This is a genomic window from Geodermatophilus aquaeductus, assembly GCF_900182545.1.
GTDB classification, from domain to species: Bacteria; Actinomycetota; Actinomycetes; order Mycobacteriales; family Geodermatophilaceae; genus Geodermatophilus; species Geodermatophilus aquaeductus.
In genome coordinates, this window is the sequence record NZ_FXTJ01000004.1 from 52,353 (window position 1) to 70,913 (window position 18,561).

Genomic DNA, 18,561 nt, shown 5'->3' on the forward strand with positions numbered 1-18,561 from the left:
GCCCGTGGTGTGATGCGGGGGTGACCTCTCCCACACCTCCCGGCCCCGGTTCCGTCGCGCTCATCACCGGAGGGACCGGCGGCTTCGGCCGCGCCCTCACGACGACGCTGCGCCAGCGGGACGTCACCGTCGTCGCCGCCGACCTCGACAGCGAGCGCAACCGGTCGGTCGCCGCCGAGCTCGGCGCGCACTTCGTCGCCCTCGACGTCACCGACCTCGCCGCGAACGAGGCCGTCGTCGCGCAGGTGGAGGCCGAGCACGGCCGGCTCGACGCCGCCTACCTCAACGCCGGCATCTCCGCGGCCAAGAGCGACGACGCCCTCGACCTCGACGAGTTCATGCGCGTGGTGGAGATCGACCTGTTCGGCGTCGTCTACGGCGTGCAGGCCGCCCGTCCGGCGATCAAGCGGGCCGGCGGGGGCGCGATCGTGGTGACCGCCTCGCTGGCCGGCCTCTCGCCGATGCCCACCGACCCGGGCTACAGCGTGGCCAAGGGCGGCGCGATCGCCTTCGTCCGGTCGATGGCGCCGCGGCTGACCCGCGAGGGCATCACCATCTCCGCCATCTGCCCCGGCTTCGCCGACACCGCGATCATCGACCGCATCCGGCACGAGTTCCAGGCCGCGAACTTCCCGGTGATCCCGGCCTCCGAGGTCGCCGACGCGATGGTCATGGCGTGGGAGTCCGGGGAGCCGGGCGCGGCCTACGTCATCCAGCCCGGCGTCGGCACCGTGCCCTACCGGTTCAAGGGCGTGCCCAGCGCGAAGACGGCGACCGGCGAGACCGCCGTCGTCCCCGAGGCGCTGCGGCCGCCGTCGATGCTCTGAGGCGTCCCGGAGCCCCGGTGACCGGCGTCACCGGGGCTCTGGCAGGGTCGGGAACATGCGCGCATGGCGGGTCCACGAGCTCGGCGACCCCTCGGAGGTCATGAGGTTCGAGGACGTCGCGGAGCCGGTCCCGGCCGAGGGCCAGATCAAGGTCCGGGTGCGGACCGCCGCGCTCAACTTCCCCGACGTGCTCATGGCCCAGGGGAAGTACCAGGAGCGCCCGCCGCTGCCGTTCACGCCCGGCGTCGAGCTGTGCGGGGAGACCGAGGACGGCCGCCGGGTCATCGGCGGGCCGGCCGGCGGCCCCGGCGCCTTCGCCGAGTACGCGCTCATGAACGCCCGCGACGCCTGGCCGGTGCCCGACTCGCTGTCCGACGAGAAGGCCGCCGCGCTCTACCTGACCTACCAGACCGGGCACGTCGGCCTGCACCGCCGCGCGCACCTGCAGGCGGGGGAGTGGTTGCTCGTGCACGCCGGCGCCGGCGGCGTCGGGTCGGCGGCCATCCAGCTCGGCAAGGCGGCCGGCGCGAAGGTCATCGCCACGGCCGGCGGCGCGCACAAGACCGAGGTCTGCCGCGAGCTCGGCGCCGACCACGTCATCGACTACACGGCCGAGGACTTCGTCCCGGTCGTCAAGGAGCTCACCGGCGGCGAGGGGGCCGACGTCGTCTACGACCCGGTCGGCGGCGACGTCTTCGACGGGTCCCGGAGGTGCATCGCCTTCGAGGGCCGGCTGCTCGTGGTCGGCTTCACCAGCGGGCGGATCCCCGAGGCGCCGGCCAACCACGCGCTGGTGAAGAACTACAGCGTCGTCGGCCTGCACTGGGGGCTGTACAAGAAGAAGGACCCGGCCGTGATCGGCCAGACCCACGACGAGCTCGTGCGGCTGGTCACCGCCGGGCAGATCGACCCGCTGGTCGGTCAGGTGCTGCCGCTGGACCAGGCGCCGCGCGCGCTGGCCGCGCTCGCCGACCGTGGCACGGTCGGCAAGGTCGTGCTCGTCCCCTGACGGTTCAGGTGACCGGCATCGGGAGGTAGGACAGCCGCGCGCGGCGGCGGAGGATGGCCTTGCGGGTGCCGTCGGCGTGCAGCTGGAGGCGCGCGAGCTCCCAGCCGCCGACGTCGACCTGCAGGCTCAGCATGGTCGCCGCTGCGGTCCGGGACGTGCCCGGCGGGATCCGCAGCGGCGCGTACTCGTAGTCGTCGGCCGTGCTCACCCCAGCGATGTTGCCACGGCCGACACCGGCCGGTCACCCGCTCGTCGTCCGCGGGGCTGCCGCCCGGGAGCCCGGACGGCAGGATGGACGACGACCTGCCAGCCGCACCCGAGGGAGCACGACGTGACCGATCCCGGTTCCGCCAGCGACGCCGACCGCGCCGAGCAGGAGGCCCTCCTCGAGCCCTCGGCGCCGGCCCTCGCCGGGGAGGCGGGCCCGATCGCCGACGGCGCGGACGAGGCCGACGCACTCGAGCAGCAGCTCGCCGCCGCGCCGGGCTCGGCCGGCCCGCTGCGCCCGATCGGCGACGTCGACGCCAACGAGGCCGACGTCCTCGAGCAGGAGGCCGACGTCCCCTACGACGAGGACGACCGCACCTCCTGACCCGTGCCGACGACGATCGCGCTGGTCGCCGTCGCGGTGCTGGCCGTCGGCGTGCCGCTGGCCGCCGTCGCGGCGAGCCGCTGGCGGGGGTGGTCGCGGCTGCGGCCGGGACGGGTCGGCGAGCCGTGGACCGAGGTGATGGAGCGCCACGGACTGACCGGCCTGCAGATGCACGAGTTGGCGATGCACCTCGGGCGGACTCAGCAGTGGCCCTGGGCCCGGCCGCCCGACGACCCGGTCCTGCGCGCGGCCGGGGCCGACTGGCTGCGGTGGGAGCTCGACCGCGCCGAGGCGCGGGCCGCCCGGGGAGGCGTCGGCGGTGTGCTGGCGCGCGTGCTCGAGGTGCCGTGGCGGCGGTACTGGCGCGGTCAGCTGCGGCGGTGGAGCGCGGCACCCGATCGGGGGAGCGCCTCGCGCTGAGGAACCGCGGCACCGACGATCCCGGGCGTGACCGCCGCCGTCGTCTCGATCGTGCTGCTGCTCGTCGGCCTGCCGCTGCTGGCGTTCTGGCTGGCCGGGCGGCGGTTCTGGTCGCGGCTGCGCCCGGGACGGGGCGCCGACCCCTGGGGCGATCTGGTCCGGACGCACGGCCTGGACGCCGGCGAGGCCGCCGCCGTGAACGCCGCGGTCGCTCGCGGACGGCGGCTCGACGACGAACGGCTGCGGCGGGCCGCGGTGGCGCACGCGCGGCAGGCGCTGTCCGGGCTGCAGTGGCGGGAGGCGACCCGGGGCCGGCGGCTGCTGCTCGTCCTGGTGGCGCTCTGGCTCCTCCTGCAGGTCGCGGGCGTCGTCGTGCAGCTCGCCGCGGGGGAGCCCGAGGACGTCAGCTGGGGCGTCGTCGCCGTCCTCGCCGCGGCCGTCGTGGCGACCCTGGTGTTCCGGCGCCGGCTGCGCCGCGCCGTCGAGCTCAACAGCGGGCCGCCCGCCTGATCTGTCGGTGCCGACCGGTAGGACCCCGGGCATGACGATCGTGGTGACCACGCCCACCGGGAACGTCGGCTCGCGGGTGACGCGGCTGCTCGTGCAGGCCGGGGTCCGGCCGCGGGTGCTGCTGCGCGACCCCGCGCGCCTCGAGGAGGGCCTGCGCGCCCACGTCGACGCCGTCCCCGTGGACCTCACCGAGCGCGACGCCGTCCTGCGCGCCACCGAGGGCGCCACCGCGCTGTACTGGGTCAGCCCGCCCACCGGCGCCGACGACCCGGTCGCCGCGGCGGCCGAGCTGGGGCAGACCGCGGCGCTCGCCGTCACCACGCACGGCATCGGGCGCACGGTGTTCCAAAGCAGCGTCGGGGCGGAGAAGCGCTCGGGCACCGGGGACATCGACGGGCTGGCGCGCACGGAGGAGGCGCTCGACGCGGCGGCGGCCGCCACCACCGGCGCCGGCGTCTGCCACCTGCGCTGCGGCTACTTCACGACCAACCTGCTCATGGACGTCGACGCCCTGCGTGCCGGGGTGCTGCGCACGCCGTGGGACCTCGACGCCCCGATGCCGTGGGTCGACCCGCGCGACGTCGGCGACGTCGCCGCCGCGCGTCTGCTCGCCGCCGACTGGACCGGCCGGCAGGTGCAGGCGGTGCACGGCCCGGCCGACCTCACCTGGCGCCAGGTCGCCGCGGTCGTCGCCGACGTCACCGGGCGGCCGGTGCTCGCCGAGCGGATCAGCGACGACGACCTGCGCGCTTCGCTGACGGCGGCCGGGCTGACCGACCGGCAGGTCGAGGCGGTCGTCGGCATGGCCGCGGGCCTGCGCGACCACGACCCCGAGGACCGGCGCACGGTCGTGACCACCACGCCGACGACGCTCGCCGCCTGGGCGCACGAGCACCTGCGCCCGCTGCTGGCCGCCTGACCCGGTGCGTCCCCCGTCCGGGGTGGCCGCGTCCGCGGGCGGGCCCTCGCCGGGCATGCTCGGCGGGTGCCCCTCCTGCTCGTGCTCCTGCTCCTCCTGGCCCTCGCGCTCCCGCTGCTGTCCTGGTCGATCGCCGGCCGCCGGTTCTGGGCGGACCTGCGCGGGCCCGGCACGCGCGACCTGCGCGCGGAGGTCGTCGCGCGGCACCGGCTCAGCGGCGGCGACGCCGACGCCGTGCAGACGGCGGTGACCCGCGGCCGGCCGGTGGGGGAGTCGCGGCTGCACCCCGCGGCCGCGGACTGGGCCGGCACCACGCTCACCGTGCTCGACGAGCAGCGCGCGCGGCACGCGGGGCGCGAACGCGCGGCCGCCGTCGTCCTCGGCCTGGCCGGCCTCTGCCTGCTGGCCGCGCTGGTGCTCGCGGTGGTGCTCGACGCCGGGGCGCTGGTGTACCTGGTCGTCCTCCTCGCCGGCGGCGCGATCGCCAACCTGGCGCTGCTCCCGGTCCTGGTCCGGCGCAACCTGCGACGGGCGGTCGCGGCCAACGGAGGGTGACGCTCCCGCTTCCCGAGGGGATCAGCTCAGGTTAGGCTAACCTGAGTCGTCGTCCCGAGGGGGAGCCTTGACCACCTGCCCCGGTTCTCCAGCGCTCTCCGTCGCCGGTGTGCCCGAGCGTGCCCGCACCGCCGCCACGCGCAGCCCCGCCGCGCTGTGCGTCGCGGGCCGCGAGCCGAGCCGCCCGCTGGCGCACGCCACCACCGCCGCCGGGCAGGTGCTGGTGCTCGTCCCCGCCGACGGCGAGGTCGCCGGCGTCCTGGGCGCCGCCCCCGACCGGGACGTGTCGGCGCTGCTCATGGTCAGCGACCGCGCACCCGTTCCGCTGCGTGACCCGGTGCGGGCCACCCTGTGGCTGTCCGGCTGGCTCACGCCGGTGGCCGCGGCCGACCGGCGCGCCGCCGCCGTCGCCTTCGCCGAGGTGCGGCCCGAGGAGGCGCTGCTCGACGTCGGCACGAGCGCCCTGCTGCTGCGCCTGGACCTCGCCGAGGTCGTGCTGCGCGAGGGCACCGCCTGCGCCGAGGTCTCGCCGGCCGACTTCGCCGCCGCCCGGCCCGACCCGGTCGCCCCGATCGAGGAGGGGATGCTGCAGCACCTCGACCGCGACCACCCCGACGTCCTCGCCGTCCTCCGCAGCCGCGTGCCCACCGCGCCGGGGGAGACGGTGCGCCCCCTCGGCATCGACCGCTTCGGCTACCGGCTGCGGGTGGAGCGGCCGGGCGGGCACCGCGACGTCCGGGTGCCCTTCGCCCGCCCGCTCACCTGCCCCGGGCAGCTGCGCGCCGCGACGTCGCAGCTGCTCTGCGCCCTCCGCGCCGGCCTCACCCGCCGCGACTGACGGTGCAGGCGGCAGGAATGGCCATTTCTGCCGCCCCCGTCAGCCCAGGTTCTCGCGGAGGAGCTGTGCCAGGCGGGTGCGACGGGGCCGGACGTCGACCTCCCGCACCGCCCGCGCCAGCGCCGCGCCCGAGGCGTGCACGACCGACAGGTGCTGCTGCGCCCGCGTGAGCGCGGTGTAGACCAGCGGCCGCGACAGCATCCCGCCCGCCTCCGGCGGCAGCACCACGACCACACCCGGCCACTCCGAGCCCTGCGCGCGGTGCACGGTGATCGCCCAGCCGTGCTTGAGGTCGGGCAGCGCGTCGCCGGGCACCGTCACCGGCCCGGAGGCGAACGCGACGTCGAGGGTGCCCTCGCCGGTCTTGGTCACCACGCCGACCTCGCCGTTGGCGAACCCGATCGGCTCGAGGTCGAGGTGGTTGGCGGTGGCCACCACGCGGTCGCCGACGTCGAAGCCGAACACCGTGCCGTCGCCGGGGTTCAGCTTCTCCTTCAGCGCCCGGTTCAGCTCGATCGTGCCGGCCGGCCCGCGGTGCACCGGCGTCACCACCTGCACGTTGCGCGGCTCGATCCCCAGCGCCCGCGGGATCGAGTCGGTGACCAGCTGCACCACGCGCCGCGCGGCCTCGCCGCTCCCGGAGGCCGGGACGACGACGACCTCGCGGTCGGGGGAGTCGACCGGCGGCAGCTCCCCGGTGCGCACCGCGCTCGCCAGCCGGGCGATCGCGCCGCCCTCGGCCTGCCGGTACAGCGTGGTCAGCTCGGTCACCGGGACGACGCCGGAGTCGATGAGGTCGCCGAGCACGTGCCCGGGGCCGATCGAGGGCAGCTGCGCGGGGTCGCCCACCAGCAGCAGGTGGGTGCCGTCGGAGCAGGCCTCGACCAGCGCCGCGGTGAGCTCGACGTCGAGCATCGAGGCCTCGTCCACGACGACGACGTCGGCGTCGAGCGGCCACTCCTCGTTGCGGGTGAACCCGCCGCCGAAGCCCTGTGACCCCAGCAGCCGGTGCACGGTGACCGCCGGGTGGTCGGTGAGCTCCTCCAGCCGCTTGGCCGCCCGGCCGGTGGGCGCGGCGAGCGCGACCTCGGTGCCCTTGGCCTTGAGCAGCCGGACGACGGCGGCCACGGTGCGGCTCTTGCCGGTGCCCGGGCCGCCGGTGAGCAGCGAGACGCCGGCGCCGAGCACCTGCGCGACGGCCTGCTTCTGCGCCTCGTCCAGGCCCTTGGACACCGACCGGACGGCGGCGGGGTCGGCGATCCGCTCGGCGGTGGCGGCCAGCCGGGCCACGGCCTCGGCGACCTCCTCCTCGGCCATGCCGTAGCGGGCCAGCGAGAGCGTCCGCAGCGCGGGGTCGGGCTCGGGCGGCTCCTCGTCGGAGTCCTCGTCGAACTCCGGCTCCGGCGGCTCGTGGTCGAGCACGTCGCCGGACTCGACAGCCGCGACGATCGCCGTCGCCGGGTCGGCCAGGCCCTCGGCGCGCAGCGCGGCGACGACGAGGTCGGCTGGCAGCACGGTGTGCCCGTCGCGGGCGGCGGTGCGCAGCGTCATGACGACGATCGCCCGGCCGCGGCGGGAGTCCTGCCGGTCGGCGCCGGGCAGCAGCGAGATCGCCAGCCGGTCGGCGTCGGCCAGCTTGACGTTGTTCAGGCCCAGCAGCGCCCACGGGTCGTCGCGCAGCCGGCGCGCGGCGTCCTCGCCCAGCGCGTCGGCGGCCGAGGACGCCAGCTTGGCCTCCAGCCCGGCCTTCGCCAGCAGCTCGACGACGTCGTAGGTGGGCGCCGCCGACAGGAAGGAGGAGAACAGCCGCTCGGCGCGCTGCTTGCCGACCCGCGGCATCTTCAGCAGCTTCGCCACGGTGACGTCGTCGGGGGTGGTGATGCCGGCGCCGGGCAGCTCGGCGACGGCCCGCTTGCCCAGGCCCGGCCACAGCCCGGCGGTGCAGAAGGCGCCGAAGACGGGGTCCGGCCAGACCGGCTTGGGAACGGTGTTGGTCGAGGGAGTGCTCACCGGGCGGCCCGCTGGTCGGGGTAGGAGAAGTGCGGCGCCGAGACGTCCTCGAGCGCCGTGCGGATGGCCGCGGGCAGCCGGACGGCGTCGGCGTCCAGGGAGGCCTGCAGCTGCGCCGCGGTGCGCGCGCCGACGACGGGCGCGACGACGCCGGGCCGGTCGCGGACCCAGGCCAGCGCGACGGCGAGCGGCGAGGTGCCCAGGCCGTCGGCGGCGGTGACCACGGCCTCCACGATGCGGTCGGCGGTGGCCGAGCGCAGGTCGTCGACGAAGCCGGCCCACTGCGGCGAGGCGCCGCGGGACTCCGGCGGGGTGCCGGTGCGGTACTTGCCGGTGAGCAGCCCACGGCCCAGCGGCGACCACGCGAGCACGCCGAGCCCGAGCGCCTCCGCGGCGGGCACGACCTCCCGCTCGACGCCGCGCTGCAGCAGCGAGTACTCGACCTGCGTGCTCACCAGCGGCGTGCGGCCGGGCCAGGCGCGCTGCCACGTGGCGGCCTGCGCGGTCTGCCAGCCGGTGTAGTTGCTCACACCGACGTAGCGCACGCGGCCGCTGGCGACGGCGGTGTCGCACGCGGCGAGGGTCTCCTCGACCGGGGTGTGCTCGTCCCAGGCGTGCAGCTGCCACAGGTCGACGTGGTCGACACCCAGGCGGGCCAGCGACGCGTCGAGCGCCGCCAGCAGGTGCCCGCGGGAGGCGCCCCGGCCCAGCGGCCCGCGCCCGGTGCGGCCCACCGCCTTCGTGGCCACCAGCACGTCCGACCGCGGGACGACGTCGGCCAGCAGTCGGCCCAGCGTCCGCTCGCTGTCGCCGTCGCAGTAGACGTCGGCGGTGTCGACGAGGGTGCCCCCGGCGTCGACGAAGGCGGTGAGCTGCAGCGCCGCCTCGTCCTCGTCGGTGTCCCGGCCCCAGGTCATGGTGCCCAGCGCGAGCCGGGAGACGACCAGGCCGCTGCGTCCCAGCGCCCGTTGTTCCACGACCGGCCAACCTACCGCCGCGGGACGACACCGGCCGGTGGGCGCGGCGGAGTGTGGACGGCGCGCCGGTGTGGCTCCGGCCGCACCCGGGGAGCCGACCTAGGCTGTCCTCCCGTGCTCCTGTTCCGCCCGTGCCCGCCTGCCCGCCCGACGACGCACCTCCGGGGCTGAGCGGCCGTGGGGTGGTTCGAGGCCGTCGTCCTGGGGCTGGTGCAGGGCCTGACGGAGTTCCTGCCGATCTCCTCCAGCGCGCACCTGCGGGTCGTCGGCGAGGCCGCCGGCTGGGGTGACCCGGGCGCGGCGTTCACGGCGATCACGCAGATCGGCACCGAGGCCGCCGTGCTCCTGTACTTCCGCAAGGACATCGCGCGGATCGTCGTCGCCTGGCTGCGGGCGCTGGCCGACCGCTCGAAGCGGTCGGACCCCGACGCCCGCATGGGCTGGCTGATCATCATCGGCAGCATCCCGATCGTCGTCCTCGGCCTGCTGTTCCAGGACGACATCGAGACGACCTTCCGCGACCTGCGGATCGTGGCCATCTCCCTGGTCGCCTTCTCGCTGGTCCTCTACTGGGCCGACCGGGTGGGCCGCAAGCGGCGGGAGCTGCGGCAGCTCACCGTCCGCGACGGCCTGCTCTTCGGCATCGCGCAGGCGATGGCGCTGGTGCCGGGCGTGTCCCGCTCGGGCGGCACGATCACCATGGGGCTCTTCCTGGGCTACACCCGCGCCGCCGCGGCCCGGTACTCCTTCCTGCTGGCCATCCCCGCCGTGCTCGGCTCGGGCTTCTTCCAGGTCTACGAGGTGCTCACCGGCGACGTCGCCGGCGAGACGATCACCTGGGGGCCGACGCTGCTGGCCACCGTCATCGCCTTCGGCGTCGGGCTGTCGGTGATCGCGTGGCTGCTGCGCTACCTCGACCGCGGCACGTTCACGCCGTTCGTCGTCTACCGCGTGGTGCTGGGCCTGGCGCTGCTCGCGCTGGTCGGCGTCGGGGTGCTCGCCCCGGCGTGAGCCCGCCCGCGCCCAGGGTGTGTCTGACGGACCTCCAGCCTCGGTAGCACCGCCCAGGCGGCGCTCCACTGCGTTCGAGGAGTCGTGGGATACGACCCCGGTATCCGACGACTCCTCGGCCTTGCGGAGCATCCGCCTGGACGGCGCTCCCTTCGGCATGGGTCCGTCAGACACGCCCTAGTCTCGGCCGGGTGACCACGGTGATCCTGCTGCGCCACGGCCGGACGACGGCCAACGCCGGTGGCGTGCTGGCCGGTTGGACCCCGGGCGTGCAGCTCGACGAGACCGGGCAGGCGCAGGTGGCCGCGGTCGGCCAGCGACTGGCGCCGGTGCCTCTGGCCGCCGTGGTCAGCAGCCCCCTGGAGCGCTGCCGGCAGACGGCGGGAGCGGTGCTCGACGGCCGGGAGCTGGAGCTGCAGACCGACGACCGGCTCGGCGAGGCCCGCTACGGCGACTGGACCGGCCGGAAGCTCGAGGAGCTGGTCAAGGACCCGATGTGGAAGGTCGTGCAGCAGCACCCCTCCGCGGCGGTCTTCCCCGGCCCCGAGGGGGAGGGGCTGGCGCAGACCCAGGCCCGCGCGGTGGCCGCCGTCCGCGAGTGGAACGCCCGCCTCGGCCCCGACGCGGTGTGGCTCGCCTGCAGCCACGGCGACGTCATCAAGGCCGTCCTCGCCGATGCCCTCGGCCTGCACCTGGACGCCTTCCAGCGGATCGTCGTCGACCCGGCGTCGATCTCGGTGGTCACCTACACCGAGACCCGCCCGTTCGTCGTCCGGGTGAACGACACCGGCGGCGACGTCTCCGCCCTCGTCCCGCCGAAGAAGCGCCCGCGGCGGCGGCGCGGCAGGGACTCCGACGCCGTCGTGGGCGGCGGCTCCGGGGCGGCCGCGACCTGAACGCACCGGTCCGGGCGCCCGCGTAACCTCTATCGCGTGCCCCGCCAGGTCCATCGATTCGACAGCCCGTCCCGGTTCGTCGCCGGCACGGTCGGACAGCCCGGGGACCGCACCTTCTACCTGCAGGCCTCCGACGCCGAGGGCCGCGTGGTCAGCGTCGCGCTGGAGAAGTCGCAGGTGCAGGTGCTCGCCGAGCGCATGGACGAGCTCCTCGACGAGATCGCCACGCGCCCCGGGACCGTCGTCCCCACCACCGCCGACGTCGACGACCTCGAGCCGCTGACCGCCCCCGTCGACGAGGAGTTCCGCGTCGCGGCCATGGGCCTGGCCTGGGACGGCGAGGCGCAGGCCGTCGTCGTCGAGGCCGTGGCCGCCACCGACGAGCCGGTCGACGAGGAGGCCATCCTCTCCGACGCCGAGGAGGGCCCCGACGCGCTGCGGGTGACCATCACCCCCGGCGCCGCCCGTTCGTTCGTGGCCCGCGCCCGCCGCGTCGTCGCCGCCGGACGCCCCTCCTGCCCGCTGTGCTCGCTGCCCCTGGACCCCACCGGGCACGTCTGCCCGCGGCAGAACGGCTACCGCCGCTGATCCCCGGCTGCCGGCGATGAGCGAGCCCGTGGAGGAGACGCGCGCCCCGGCCACCGACGCCGAGGCCCGGACGCTGCTGCTCGAGGGCGAGATCGACCTCGAGGGCCGGATGGTCGACGCCAGCAACGTGACGCTGTTCGGCACGCTGCGCGCCGGTCCGCTCGAGGCGGAGTGCGTCTACAAGCCGGTCGCCGGCGAGCGGCCGCTGTGGGACTTCCCCGACGGCACGCTGGCCGGCCGCGAGATCTCCGCGGCGCTCGTCAGCGAGGCCACCGGGTGGTCGGTGGTGCCTCCCACGGTGCTGCGCGAGGGCCCGTTCGGCCCGGGCATGGTGCAGCTGTGGATCGACGGCGACCCCGACGTCGACCTGGCCCGCTTCGTCCGCTCCGACCACCCCGGGCTGCGCCGCATGGCGGTGTTCGACGCCGTCGTCAACAACGCCGACCGCAAGGGCGGGCACATCATCCCGACGACGTCGGGGCACGTGTACGGCGTCGACCACGGCATCTGCTTCTCGCCGGACCCGAAGCTGCGCACGCTGCTGTGGCGCTGGGCGGGCAAGCCGCTGCCGCTGGAGACCCTCGCGGTGCTCGAGCGGCTCGCCGACGACCTGCGCGGCGACCTCGGCGAGGCGCTGCACGAGCACCTCACCCGCCGCGAGGTCCGCTGCACGCAGCAGCGGGTGGCCGAGCTGCTGCGCACGCAGCTGCACCCGGAGCCCTCGGGGGACTGGCCCGCCCTGCCCTGGCCCCCCTTCTGAGCCGACCGGCCCGCGAGGGTGTGCGCTGACGCCGCACTCCGGGTCCCGGAACCCGCCCTGAGCCACACGCTCGGGCGGTGATGTGCGGCCACGGCGCTTCTGGGCCGCGGGATGCACCGTCGGTGCACATCACCGGGGGAGGCTCACCGGTATGCCGCACCGATCGCGCGTCGCCGTCCTGCTGCTCGACCTGCCGCCGGAGGTGCACGCCGCCGGCACGGACTTCTGGTCGGCCGCGACCGGCAACCCCGTCGAGCCGGACATGACCGACCCCGCCTGGCACCGCCTCGGGTTCCTCGGCGGCGGGCTGTCCTTCGAGGTCCAGCGCACGGGGGAGGGGACGCCGCCGCGCTGGCACGTCGACGTCGAGACCGACGACATCCCGGCCGAGGTCGCCCGGCTCGAGGCCCTGGGCGCGCAGAGGAAGGCCGACATGGGCTCGTTCTGGCAGATGACCGACCCGGCGGGCCTGGTGTTCTGCGTGGTCGGCGTGCAGACCGGCGAGGCGTTCGAGCGCCACGCGGTCACCTGGCCCTGAGGGCGCTCAGGACAGGTCGACGGCGGCGATCATCGCCGCGGCCTGCAGCCCGTCGCCGTCGACGGTGAGCACCTCCAGCGGCACCCGCCGCCAGCAGGCGAGCAGCAGGTCGCCGGCCGTGCCGCGCAGCGTGGCCACCGGCTGCGGCCGCGACCCGGCGAACAGCGTGCGCTCCACCCCCGCGTCGATCGCGTGCAGCACCACCGGGTGCGCGCCGTCGGGCGGGCCGTCGGGCAGCGCGCCGGGCACCATGACCTCCAGCCACTCGTCGAGGCCGTCGAGGCCGACGTGGGGAGGGACGGGCCGCACGTCGCCGAGGACCTGCTCGGCGTCGACGGTGTGGACGACGGCCTCCTGCACCTGCCGCCGCAGTACGAAGCCGACGTCCTGGCGCGGCGCCCAGGTCCACACCCGCTCGGCGGGGTCGGCGTCGGCCAGCACGGTCTCCAGCTCCGCGGACTGCGCGACCGCCCAGCCCAGCAGCTCGTCGTCGGGACGGCGGGCGGGGTCGGCGTACCCGCCCGGGTCGGCGGCGCGGGTGCGCACGATCCACGCCCAGAAGTGCTGCACCGAGGCGAGGTGCCAGACCAGGTCGGACAGCGCCCACCCCGGGCAGCCGGCCACCGGGGCGGCCCACCCGCGGGCGAGCACCGCCTCGGCGGCGACGTCGGCGAAGCGGGCGTCGACCCGCCGCAGCTCCGGCAGGTAGCCCGACAGCTCCATCGCGGCCTCCTCGCGGCACGGGTGCGGCCCGACGCTAGCGGCTCCAGAGGGCCGGCACGGGCCTCGGCGCGGTGCGGCGCAGCAGCAGCGCCGAGGCGGTCGCCTCGTCGAGGACGAGGTCGGTGACCAGCCCGCCGGCCAGCGCCGCGGCCAGCGCCGTGACCTTGTTGACGCCGGACACCGCGCACACCCGCCGCGGGATGCGGCGCAGCGCCGGAGGGACCAGCCCGCTGGTGCGCGCGTTGATGGGGATGCCCTCCCACGACCCGTCGCCGCGCAGGAACACGGTGCACACGTCGCCGACCACGGAGGCCGCGGCGAGGTCGGCGCGGTCGGCGTGGGTCAGGTAGCCCTCGGCCCAGACCCGGCTGGGGACGGCGCCGGCCACCGCGCCGACGCCGAACAGCGCGACGTCGGCCGACTGCTGGATGCCGAGCACCCGCCGGACGCTGCGCTCCCGCCACATGGCCTGGCGGGTCTCGGGCCGGTCGAAGAACGCCGGCACCGGGAAGTGGTGCACCTGCGCGTCCCAGGCGGTGCCGAACCGGCCGAGGACGTCGCTGCCGTAGCCCACGCCGCTGCTGTGGGTGTTCATCGCGCCGTTGAGCTGGACGACGTGCGCGTCGCGCAGCGGCCGGGCCCGCAGGTGCTGCCCGACCGCGCTGGTGGTGGTGCCCCACGCCAGCCCGAGGGTCATCCCGTCGCCCATCGCCTCGTCCAGGACCGCCGCCGTGCGGTCGGCCACGAGCTGCAGCCGGGCCACGTCGGGGGCGTCCTCGGGCACCGCGACGACGCGGGCGGTCACGCCGTACCGGTGCCCGAGCTCGCCGGCCATCGACGCTGCACGTCCGTGCACGGCGTTGACGGACACCGTCACGATGCCCAGCGAGCGTGCCGCGTCGAGCATCCGGGACACCGTGGAGCGGGAGATCCCCTCCTCGACGGCGATGTCCTCCATCCGCACGCGATCGAGCCAGTAGCGGCGAGCCACCCGCTCCAGGTCCTCGTCGGATGCCATGCCGTGCCCCTCTCCGCCCGCACGGACGCGGGCGACGAGGCCACCGTAGCCGCGCGGTGCACAGATGTGCACGGATGTGCAGATGGTTGCCGCCGGAGCCGCAAAGGAGCAGGTTGCACGGTGTCCACGGGCGCCGGCACCCCGCCGCCGCCCCGCACCACCCCCGCACCACCCAGGAGTCCCCGGTGCCCACTGCACTCTCACCCGAGGTCCGCACGACCGCTCTCGACCGCATGTCCCGCGAGGTCCTCGACGTCCTGGTCATCGGCGGCGGCGTGACCGGTGCCGGCGCCGCCCTCGACGCCGCCAGCCGCGGCCTGTCGGTCGGTCTGCTCGAGCAGCGCGACTGGGCCTCGGGCACCTCCAGCCGGGCCAGCAAGCTCGTGCACGGCGGCCTGCGTTACCTGGAGATGCTCGACTTCGCCCTCGTCCATGAGGCGCTGCACGAGCGCGGCCTGCTCGTCGGCCGGCTCGCGCCGCACCTGGTCCACCCCGTGCCGTTCCTCTACCCGCTGCGCCACCGCGTGTGGGAGCGCGTCTACACCGGCGCCGGCATCGCGCTCTACGACACCCTCGGCGGCCTGCTCGGCCGGGTCGGCGGCCGCGGCGTCCCGCTGCACCGCCACCTGTCGAAGAAGGCGCTGCGCCGCGTGGCCCCCTCGCTGCGCGACGACGTCGCCATCGGCGCCATCCGCTACTGGGACGCCAAGGTCGACGACGCCCGTCTCGTGCAGGTGCTCGTACGCACCGCCGTCGGCCACGGCGCGCTGGCCGCCAGTCGCACCCAGGTCACCGGCTACCACGAGGAGGACGGCCGGGTCGCGGGCGTGCGCGCCGTCGACCTCGAGACCGGCCGCGAGCTCACCATCCGCGCCCGCCACGTCGTCGGCGCCACCGGCGTGTGGACCGACCACGTGCAGGAGCTCTTCGCCGCCCAGGGCCTGACCGTGCGCGCCTCCAAGGGCGTGCACATCGCCGTCCCGCGCGAGGTCATCGCCGGCGACGACGGCTTCATCCTGCGCACCGAGAAGAGCGTGCTGTTCATCATCCCGTGGCCGACGCACTGGGTGATCGGCACGACCGACACCCCGTGGGACCTCGCCAAGGACCACCCGGTCGCCTCGGCCGCCGACGTCGACTACCTGCTCGAGCACGCCAACGCCGTCCTCGCCCGCCCGCTCACCCGCGACGACGTCCTCGGCGTCTACACCGGCCTGCGGCCCCTGCTGCAGCCCATCGACGTCGAGGCCGGCGGCACGACGCGGGTCTCGCGCGAGCACACCGTGGCCACCGTCCGGCCCGGCCTGACCATGATCGCCGGCGGCAAGTACACGACCTACCGCGTCATGGCCCGCGACGTCGTCGACATGGCCCTGGAGGACCGCGCGCCCGGCGAGGACCCCGAGGCGCCGATCCCCGCCTCGCTGACCGAGGAGCTGCCGCTGGCCGGCGCCGACGGCTACCGGGTCCGCTGGAACCGCAAGGCCCACCTGGCGGAGGCGCACGGCTGGACCGAGACGCGCGTGGAGCACCTGCTCGACCGCTACGGCAGCCTCGTCGACGAGGTCCTCGCGCTGGTCGACGCCGACCCCGACCTCGGCCGCCCGCTCGAGGGCGCGCCGGACTACCTGCGCGCCGAGGTCGTCTACGCCGTCACCGCCGAGGGCGCCCTGCACCTGGAGGACGTGCTCACCCGCCGCACCCGGCTGTCCTACGAGCAGGCCGACCGCGGGACGGCGTCGGCCCGCCCGGCGGCCGAGCTCATGGCCGGCCTGCTCGGCTGGGACGACGAGCAGCGCGAGCGGGAGATCTCCACCTACCTCGCGCGCGTGGAGGCCGAGCACGCCGCCGAGGCGATGCCCGACGACAGCTCCGCCGAGGCCGCCCGCCTGCGGGCGCCGGAGATCCGGCCCTTCGCCTCGGCGTCCTGACCCGCCCGGGCCGGCGGGGAGTCCCCGCCGGCCCGGCACCCCGACGACGATCCCGGCGAGAGGAGGAGCACGGCAGGGATCCCGCACGACCCGCCCGAGCCGGGCGGGACCCCCACCAAGGCACAACCGGACACAGAGAGGTGTCTTCGAGTGTCACTGACCTCCGTCTTCTTCTCCGAGGTACTCGGGACCGGGCTGCTGATCCTGCTCGGCGTCGGCGTCGTCGCCAACGTGCTGCTCACCGACTCCAAGGGCCGCGGCGCCGACTGGCTGCTGATCAACTTCGGCTGGGGCCTGGCGGTCTTCGTCGGCGTCTACGGCGCCTACCGCAGCGGTGCGCACCTCAACCCGGCGGTCACCGTCGGGCTGTGGTCCTCCGGCGCCGACGAGTACGCCCCCGGCGTCGCCGTCACCTTCGGCAGCACGCTGGTGTACTTCGCCGGCGAGCTCGTGGGCGCCATCCTCGGCGCGGTCTTCGCCTGGCTGGCCTACAAGAAGCACTACGACCTGCACCCCGACGGCGGGGAGATCCTGGGCACCTTCTCCACCGGCCCGGCCATCCGGGCACTGCCGTGGAACGCGCTCACCGAGGCGATCGGCACGTTCGTGCTGGTGTACATCATCCTGCAGTTCGGGAACACGCCGTCGGAGATCGGGCCGCTCGCCGTCGCCCTGCTCGTCGTCGGCATCGGCGCCTCGCTCGGCGGGCCGACCGGCTACGCCATCAACCCGGCACGTGACCTCGGGCCCCGCATCGCGCACGCCGTCCTGCCCATCCGGCACAAGGGCAGCAGCGACTGGGGCTACGCGTGGGTGCCGATCGTGGGCCCGATCGTCGGCGGGATCGCCGCCGGCCTGTTCTCCCAGGTCTTCTGACCCGTACTCCCCGCAACGACGCACAGGAGGAAGCAGTGACCACCTACATCGCCGCCATCGACCAGGGCACCACCAGCACCCGCTGCATGGTCTTCGACCACGCGGGCGCCGTCGTGGCCGTCGCCCAGAAGGAGCACCGCCAGATCTTCCCGCGGGCCGGGTGGGTCGAGCACGACGCGCAGGAGATCTGGACCAACGTCCGCGAGGTCGTCGGCCAGGCGCTGGGCCGCGCCGACCTCGTCAGCACCGACCTCGCCGCCGTCGGGCTGACCAACCAGCGCGAGACCACCGTCGTCTGGGACAAGAACACCGGCGAGCCGGTGTACAACGCCATCGTCTGGCAGGACACCCGGACCGACCGGATCGTCACCGAGCTCGGCGAGCTCGGCGGCGGAGCCGAGCGCTACAAGGACAAGGTCGGCCTGCCGCTGGCCACCTACTTCGCCGGGCCCAAGGTCACCTGGATCCTCGACAACGTCGAGGGCGCCCGCGAGCGGGCCGAGCGCGGCGACCTGCTCATGGGCACGATCGACAGCTGGATGCTGTGGAACATGACCGGCGGCACCGACGGCGGCCAGCACCTCACCGACGTCAGCAACGCCTCCCGCACGATGCTCATGGACTACAAGACCCTCAAGTGGGACGAGTCCATCGCCGCGGACATGCGCATCCCGATGTCGATGCTGCCGGAGATCCGGTCGAACTCCGAGGTCTACGGCGAGGGCCGCCGGGCCGGCGCCCTGGCCGGCGTGAAGATCGCCGGGTCGCTGGGCGACCAGCAGGCGGCCACCTTCGGGCAGGTCTGCTTCTCGCCGGGCATGGCCAAGAACACCTACGGCACCGGCAACTTCCTCCTCCTCAACACCGGCGAGGAGGCGGTGGCGTCGAAGAACGGCCTGCTGACGACGGTCTGCTACAAGATCGGCGACCGCAAGCCGATCTACGCGCTCGAGGGGTCGATCGCCGTCACCGGCTCGCTGGTGCAGTGGGTGCGCGACAACCTGCGGCTCATCGGCGGTGCGCCGGAGATCGAGGCGGTGGCCCGCTCGGTGGACGACAACGGCGGCGCCTACTTCGTCCCGGCGTTCTCCGGCCTGTTCGCCCCGCACTGGCGCTCCGACGCCCGCGGTGCGCTGGTCGGGCTGACCCGCTACGTCAACCGCGGGCACCTGGCCCGGGCGGTGCTGGAGGCCACGGCCTACCAGACCCGCGAGGTGGTCGAGGCGATGAACGCCGACTCCGGTGTCGACCTCACCGAGCTGCGGGTCGACGGCGGCATGGTGGGCAACGAGCTGCTCATGCAGTTCCAGGCCGACATCCTCGGCGTCGACGTCGTCCGGCCCAAGATCGCCGAGACGACGGCGCTCGGCGCGGCGTACGCGGCGGGCCTCGCGGTCGGCTTCTGGGCCGACGAGGACGAGCTGACCAGCCAGTGGGCCGAGGACAAGCGGTGGAGCCCGGACATGGACGCGGCCGTGCGCGACCGGTACTACCGCAAGTGGACGAAGGCGGTCCAGCGCACCCTCGACTGGGTGGACGACGACGACGAGGAGTGAGTGACGC

General features: G+C 75.3%; 21 protein-coding genes. 16 read left to right on the plus strand and 5 right to left on the minus strand.

The window, feature by feature from the left end; all coding sequences use genetic code 11:
* Positions 1–20: 20 nt before the first annotated feature.
* Together FN207_RS11560 and FN207_RS11565 are read left to right on the plus strand one after the other, a co-directional pair.
* Entirely contained in the window at positions 21–827 is an 807-nt protein-coding gene (locus tag FN207_RS11560; protein WP_142458668.1) for an SDR family oxidoreductase, read from the plus strand.
* 55 nt (positions 828–882) lie between these two features.
* The gene (locus FN207_RS11565; protein WP_142458669.1) at positions 883–1,836 is read left to right on the plus strand and encodes an NADPH:quinone oxidoreductase family protein; all 954 of its coding nucleotides are present in this window, start codon (positions 883–885) and stop codon (positions 1,834–1,836) included.
* A gap of 4 nt (positions 1,837–1,840) precedes the next feature.
* Here the strand turns inward: FN207_RS11565 and FN207_RS11570 are convergent, their stop codons facing one another.
* Entirely contained in the window at positions 1,841–2,044 is a 204-nt protein-coding gene (locus FN207_RS11570; RefSeq protein ID WP_093578803.1) for a DUF5703 family protein, read from the minus strand.
* Positions 2,045–2,167: 123 nt separating this feature from the next.
* Here FN207_RS11570 and FN207_RS11575 point away from each other — a divergent pair, with 123 nt between their 5' ends.
* The 6 genes from FN207_RS11575 to FN207_RS11600 all read left to right on the plus strand — a co-directional run bounded on the left by FN207_RS11575 (position 2,168) and on the right by FN207_RS11600 (position 5,670).
* Positions 2,168–2,428, plus strand: a complete 261-nt coding sequence (locus FN207_RS11575; protein ID WP_142458670.1) for a hypothetical protein — start codon at positions 2,168–2,170, stop codon at positions 2,426–2,428.
* A 3-nt stretch (positions 2,429–2,431) separates the two neighbouring features.
* Positions 2,432–2,848, plus strand: coding sequence for a hypothetical protein (locus FN207_RS11580; RefSeq protein ID WP_142458671.1), 417 nt, complete (start codon positions 2,432–2,434; stop codon positions 2,846–2,848).
* Between the two features lie 27 nt (positions 2,849–2,875).
* Positions 2,876–3,358: a hypothetical protein gene (locus tag FN207_RS11585; protein WP_142458672.1), complete on the plus strand. Its 483-nt coding sequence runs from the start codon at positions 2,876–2,878 to the stop codon at positions 3,356–3,358.
* 31 nt (positions 3,359–3,389) lie between these two features.
* Positions 3,390–4,277 (plus strand): NmrA family NAD(P)-binding protein, encoded by an 888-nt coding sequence (locus FN207_RS11590; protein ID WP_142458673.1) that lies wholly within the window; start codon positions 3,390–3,392, stop codon positions 4,275–4,277.
* A gap of 66 nt (positions 4,278–4,343) precedes the next feature.
* The gene (locus tag FN207_RS11595; protein ID WP_142458674.1) at positions 4,344–4,832 is read left to right on the plus strand and encodes a hypothetical protein; all 489 of its coding nucleotides are present in this window, start codon (positions 4,344–4,346) and stop codon (positions 4,830–4,832) included.
* 67 nt (positions 4,833–4,899) lie between these two features.
* The gene (locus tag FN207_RS11600) at positions 4,900–5,670 is read left to right on the plus strand and encodes a DUF2470 domain-containing protein (RefSeq protein ID WP_142458675.1); all 771 of its coding nucleotides are present in this window, start codon (positions 4,900–4,902) and stop codon (positions 5,668–5,670) included.
* 39 nt (positions 5,671–5,709) lie between these two features.
* On the opposite strand, the gene FN207_RS11605 is transcribed toward FN207_RS11600, so the two are convergent.
* On the minus strand, positions 5,710–7,680 hold the full coding sequence (locus FN207_RS11605) for an AAA family ATPase (RefSeq protein WP_142458676.1): 1,971 nt from the start codon (positions 7,678–7,680) through the stop codon (positions 5,710–5,712).
* A complete protein-coding gene (locus FN207_RS11610) occupies positions 7,677–8,657 on the minus strand; it encodes an aldo/keto reductase (RefSeq protein ID WP_142458677.1) in 981 nt (326 codons plus the stop codon). Before FN207_RS11610 ends, FN207_RS11605 begins: the two co-directional genes overlap by 4 nt.
* Positions 8,658–8,834: 177 nt before the next feature.
* Between FN207_RS11610 and FN207_RS11615 the strand changes: the two genes are divergently transcribed.
* The 5 genes from FN207_RS11615 (at position 8,835) to FN207_RS11635 (ending at position 12,450) form a co-directional block, all read left to right on the plus strand.
* Positions 8,835–9,668: an undecaprenyl-diphosphate phosphatase gene (locus FN207_RS11615; protein ID WP_142458678.1), complete on the plus strand. Its 834-nt coding sequence runs from the start codon at positions 8,835–8,837 to the stop codon at positions 9,666–9,668.
* A gap of 191 nt (positions 9,669–9,859) precedes the next feature.
* Positions 9,860–10,564, plus strand: coding sequence for a histidine phosphatase family protein (locus tag FN207_RS11620; protein ID WP_142458679.1), 705 nt, complete (start codon positions 9,860–9,862; stop codon positions 10,562–10,564).
* A 36-nt stretch (positions 10,565–10,600) separates the two neighbouring features.
* Complete coding sequence (locus tag FN207_RS11625; RefSeq protein ID WP_110909499.1) at positions 10,601–11,152, plus strand: DUF3090 family protein; 552 nt, start codon at positions 10,601–10,603, stop codon at positions 11,150–11,152.
* A 16-nt stretch (positions 11,153–11,168) separates the two neighbouring features.
* Positions 11,169–11,912: an SCO1664 family protein gene (locus tag FN207_RS11630; protein ID WP_142458680.1), complete on the plus strand. Its 744-nt coding sequence runs from the start codon at positions 11,169–11,171 to the stop codon at positions 11,910–11,912.
* A gap of 151 nt (positions 11,913–12,063) precedes the next feature.
* The gene (locus tag FN207_RS11635) at positions 12,064–12,450 is read left to right on the plus strand and encodes a VOC family protein (protein WP_142458681.1); all 387 of its coding nucleotides are present in this window, start codon (positions 12,064–12,066) and stop codon (positions 12,448–12,450) included.
* Between the two features lie 6 nt (positions 12,451–12,456).
* Here the strand turns inward: FN207_RS11635 and FN207_RS11640 are convergent, their stop codons facing one another.
* Together FN207_RS11640 and FN207_RS11645 are read right to left on the minus strand one after the other, a co-directional pair.
* Positions 12,457–13,173 carry a maleylpyruvate isomerase family mycothiol-dependent enzyme gene (locus FN207_RS11640; protein WP_142458682.1) on the minus strand — a complete coding sequence of 239 codons (717 nt, stop codon included), beginning with the start codon at positions 13,171–13,173 and terminating at the stop codon, positions 12,457–12,459.
* Positions 13,174–13,207: 34 nt separating this feature from the next.
* Complete coding sequence (locus FN207_RS11645) at positions 13,208–14,191, minus strand: sugar-binding transcriptional regulator (RefSeq protein ID WP_142458683.1); 984 nt, start codon at positions 14,189–14,191, stop codon at positions 13,208–13,210.
* Positions 14,192–14,376: 185 nt separating this feature from the next.
* Here FN207_RS11645 and FN207_RS11650 point away from each other — a divergent pair, with 185 nt between their 5' ends.
* From FN207_RS11650 to glpK, 3 genes are all read left to right on the plus strand, one after another.
* Complete coding sequence (locus tag FN207_RS11650; protein ID WP_246065995.1) at positions 14,377–16,122, plus strand: glycerol-3-phosphate dehydrogenase/oxidase; 1,746 nt, start codon at positions 14,377–14,379, stop codon at positions 16,120–16,122.
* Positions 16,123–16,272: 150 nt separating this feature from the next.
* Positions 16,273–16,998, plus strand: a complete 726-nt coding sequence (locus FN207_RS11655; RefSeq protein WP_221888155.1) for an MIP/aquaporin family protein — start codon at positions 16,273–16,275, stop codon at positions 16,996–16,998.
* A 35-nt stretch (positions 16,999–17,033) separates the two neighbouring features.
* The gene (glpK, locus tag FN207_RS11660) at positions 17,034–18,554 is read left to right on the plus strand and encodes a glycerol kinase GlpK (protein WP_142458684.1); all 1,521 of its coding nucleotides are present in this window, start codon (positions 17,034–17,036) and stop codon (positions 18,552–18,554) included.
* The last annotated feature ends 7 nt before the right edge of the window (positions 18,555–18,561 follow it).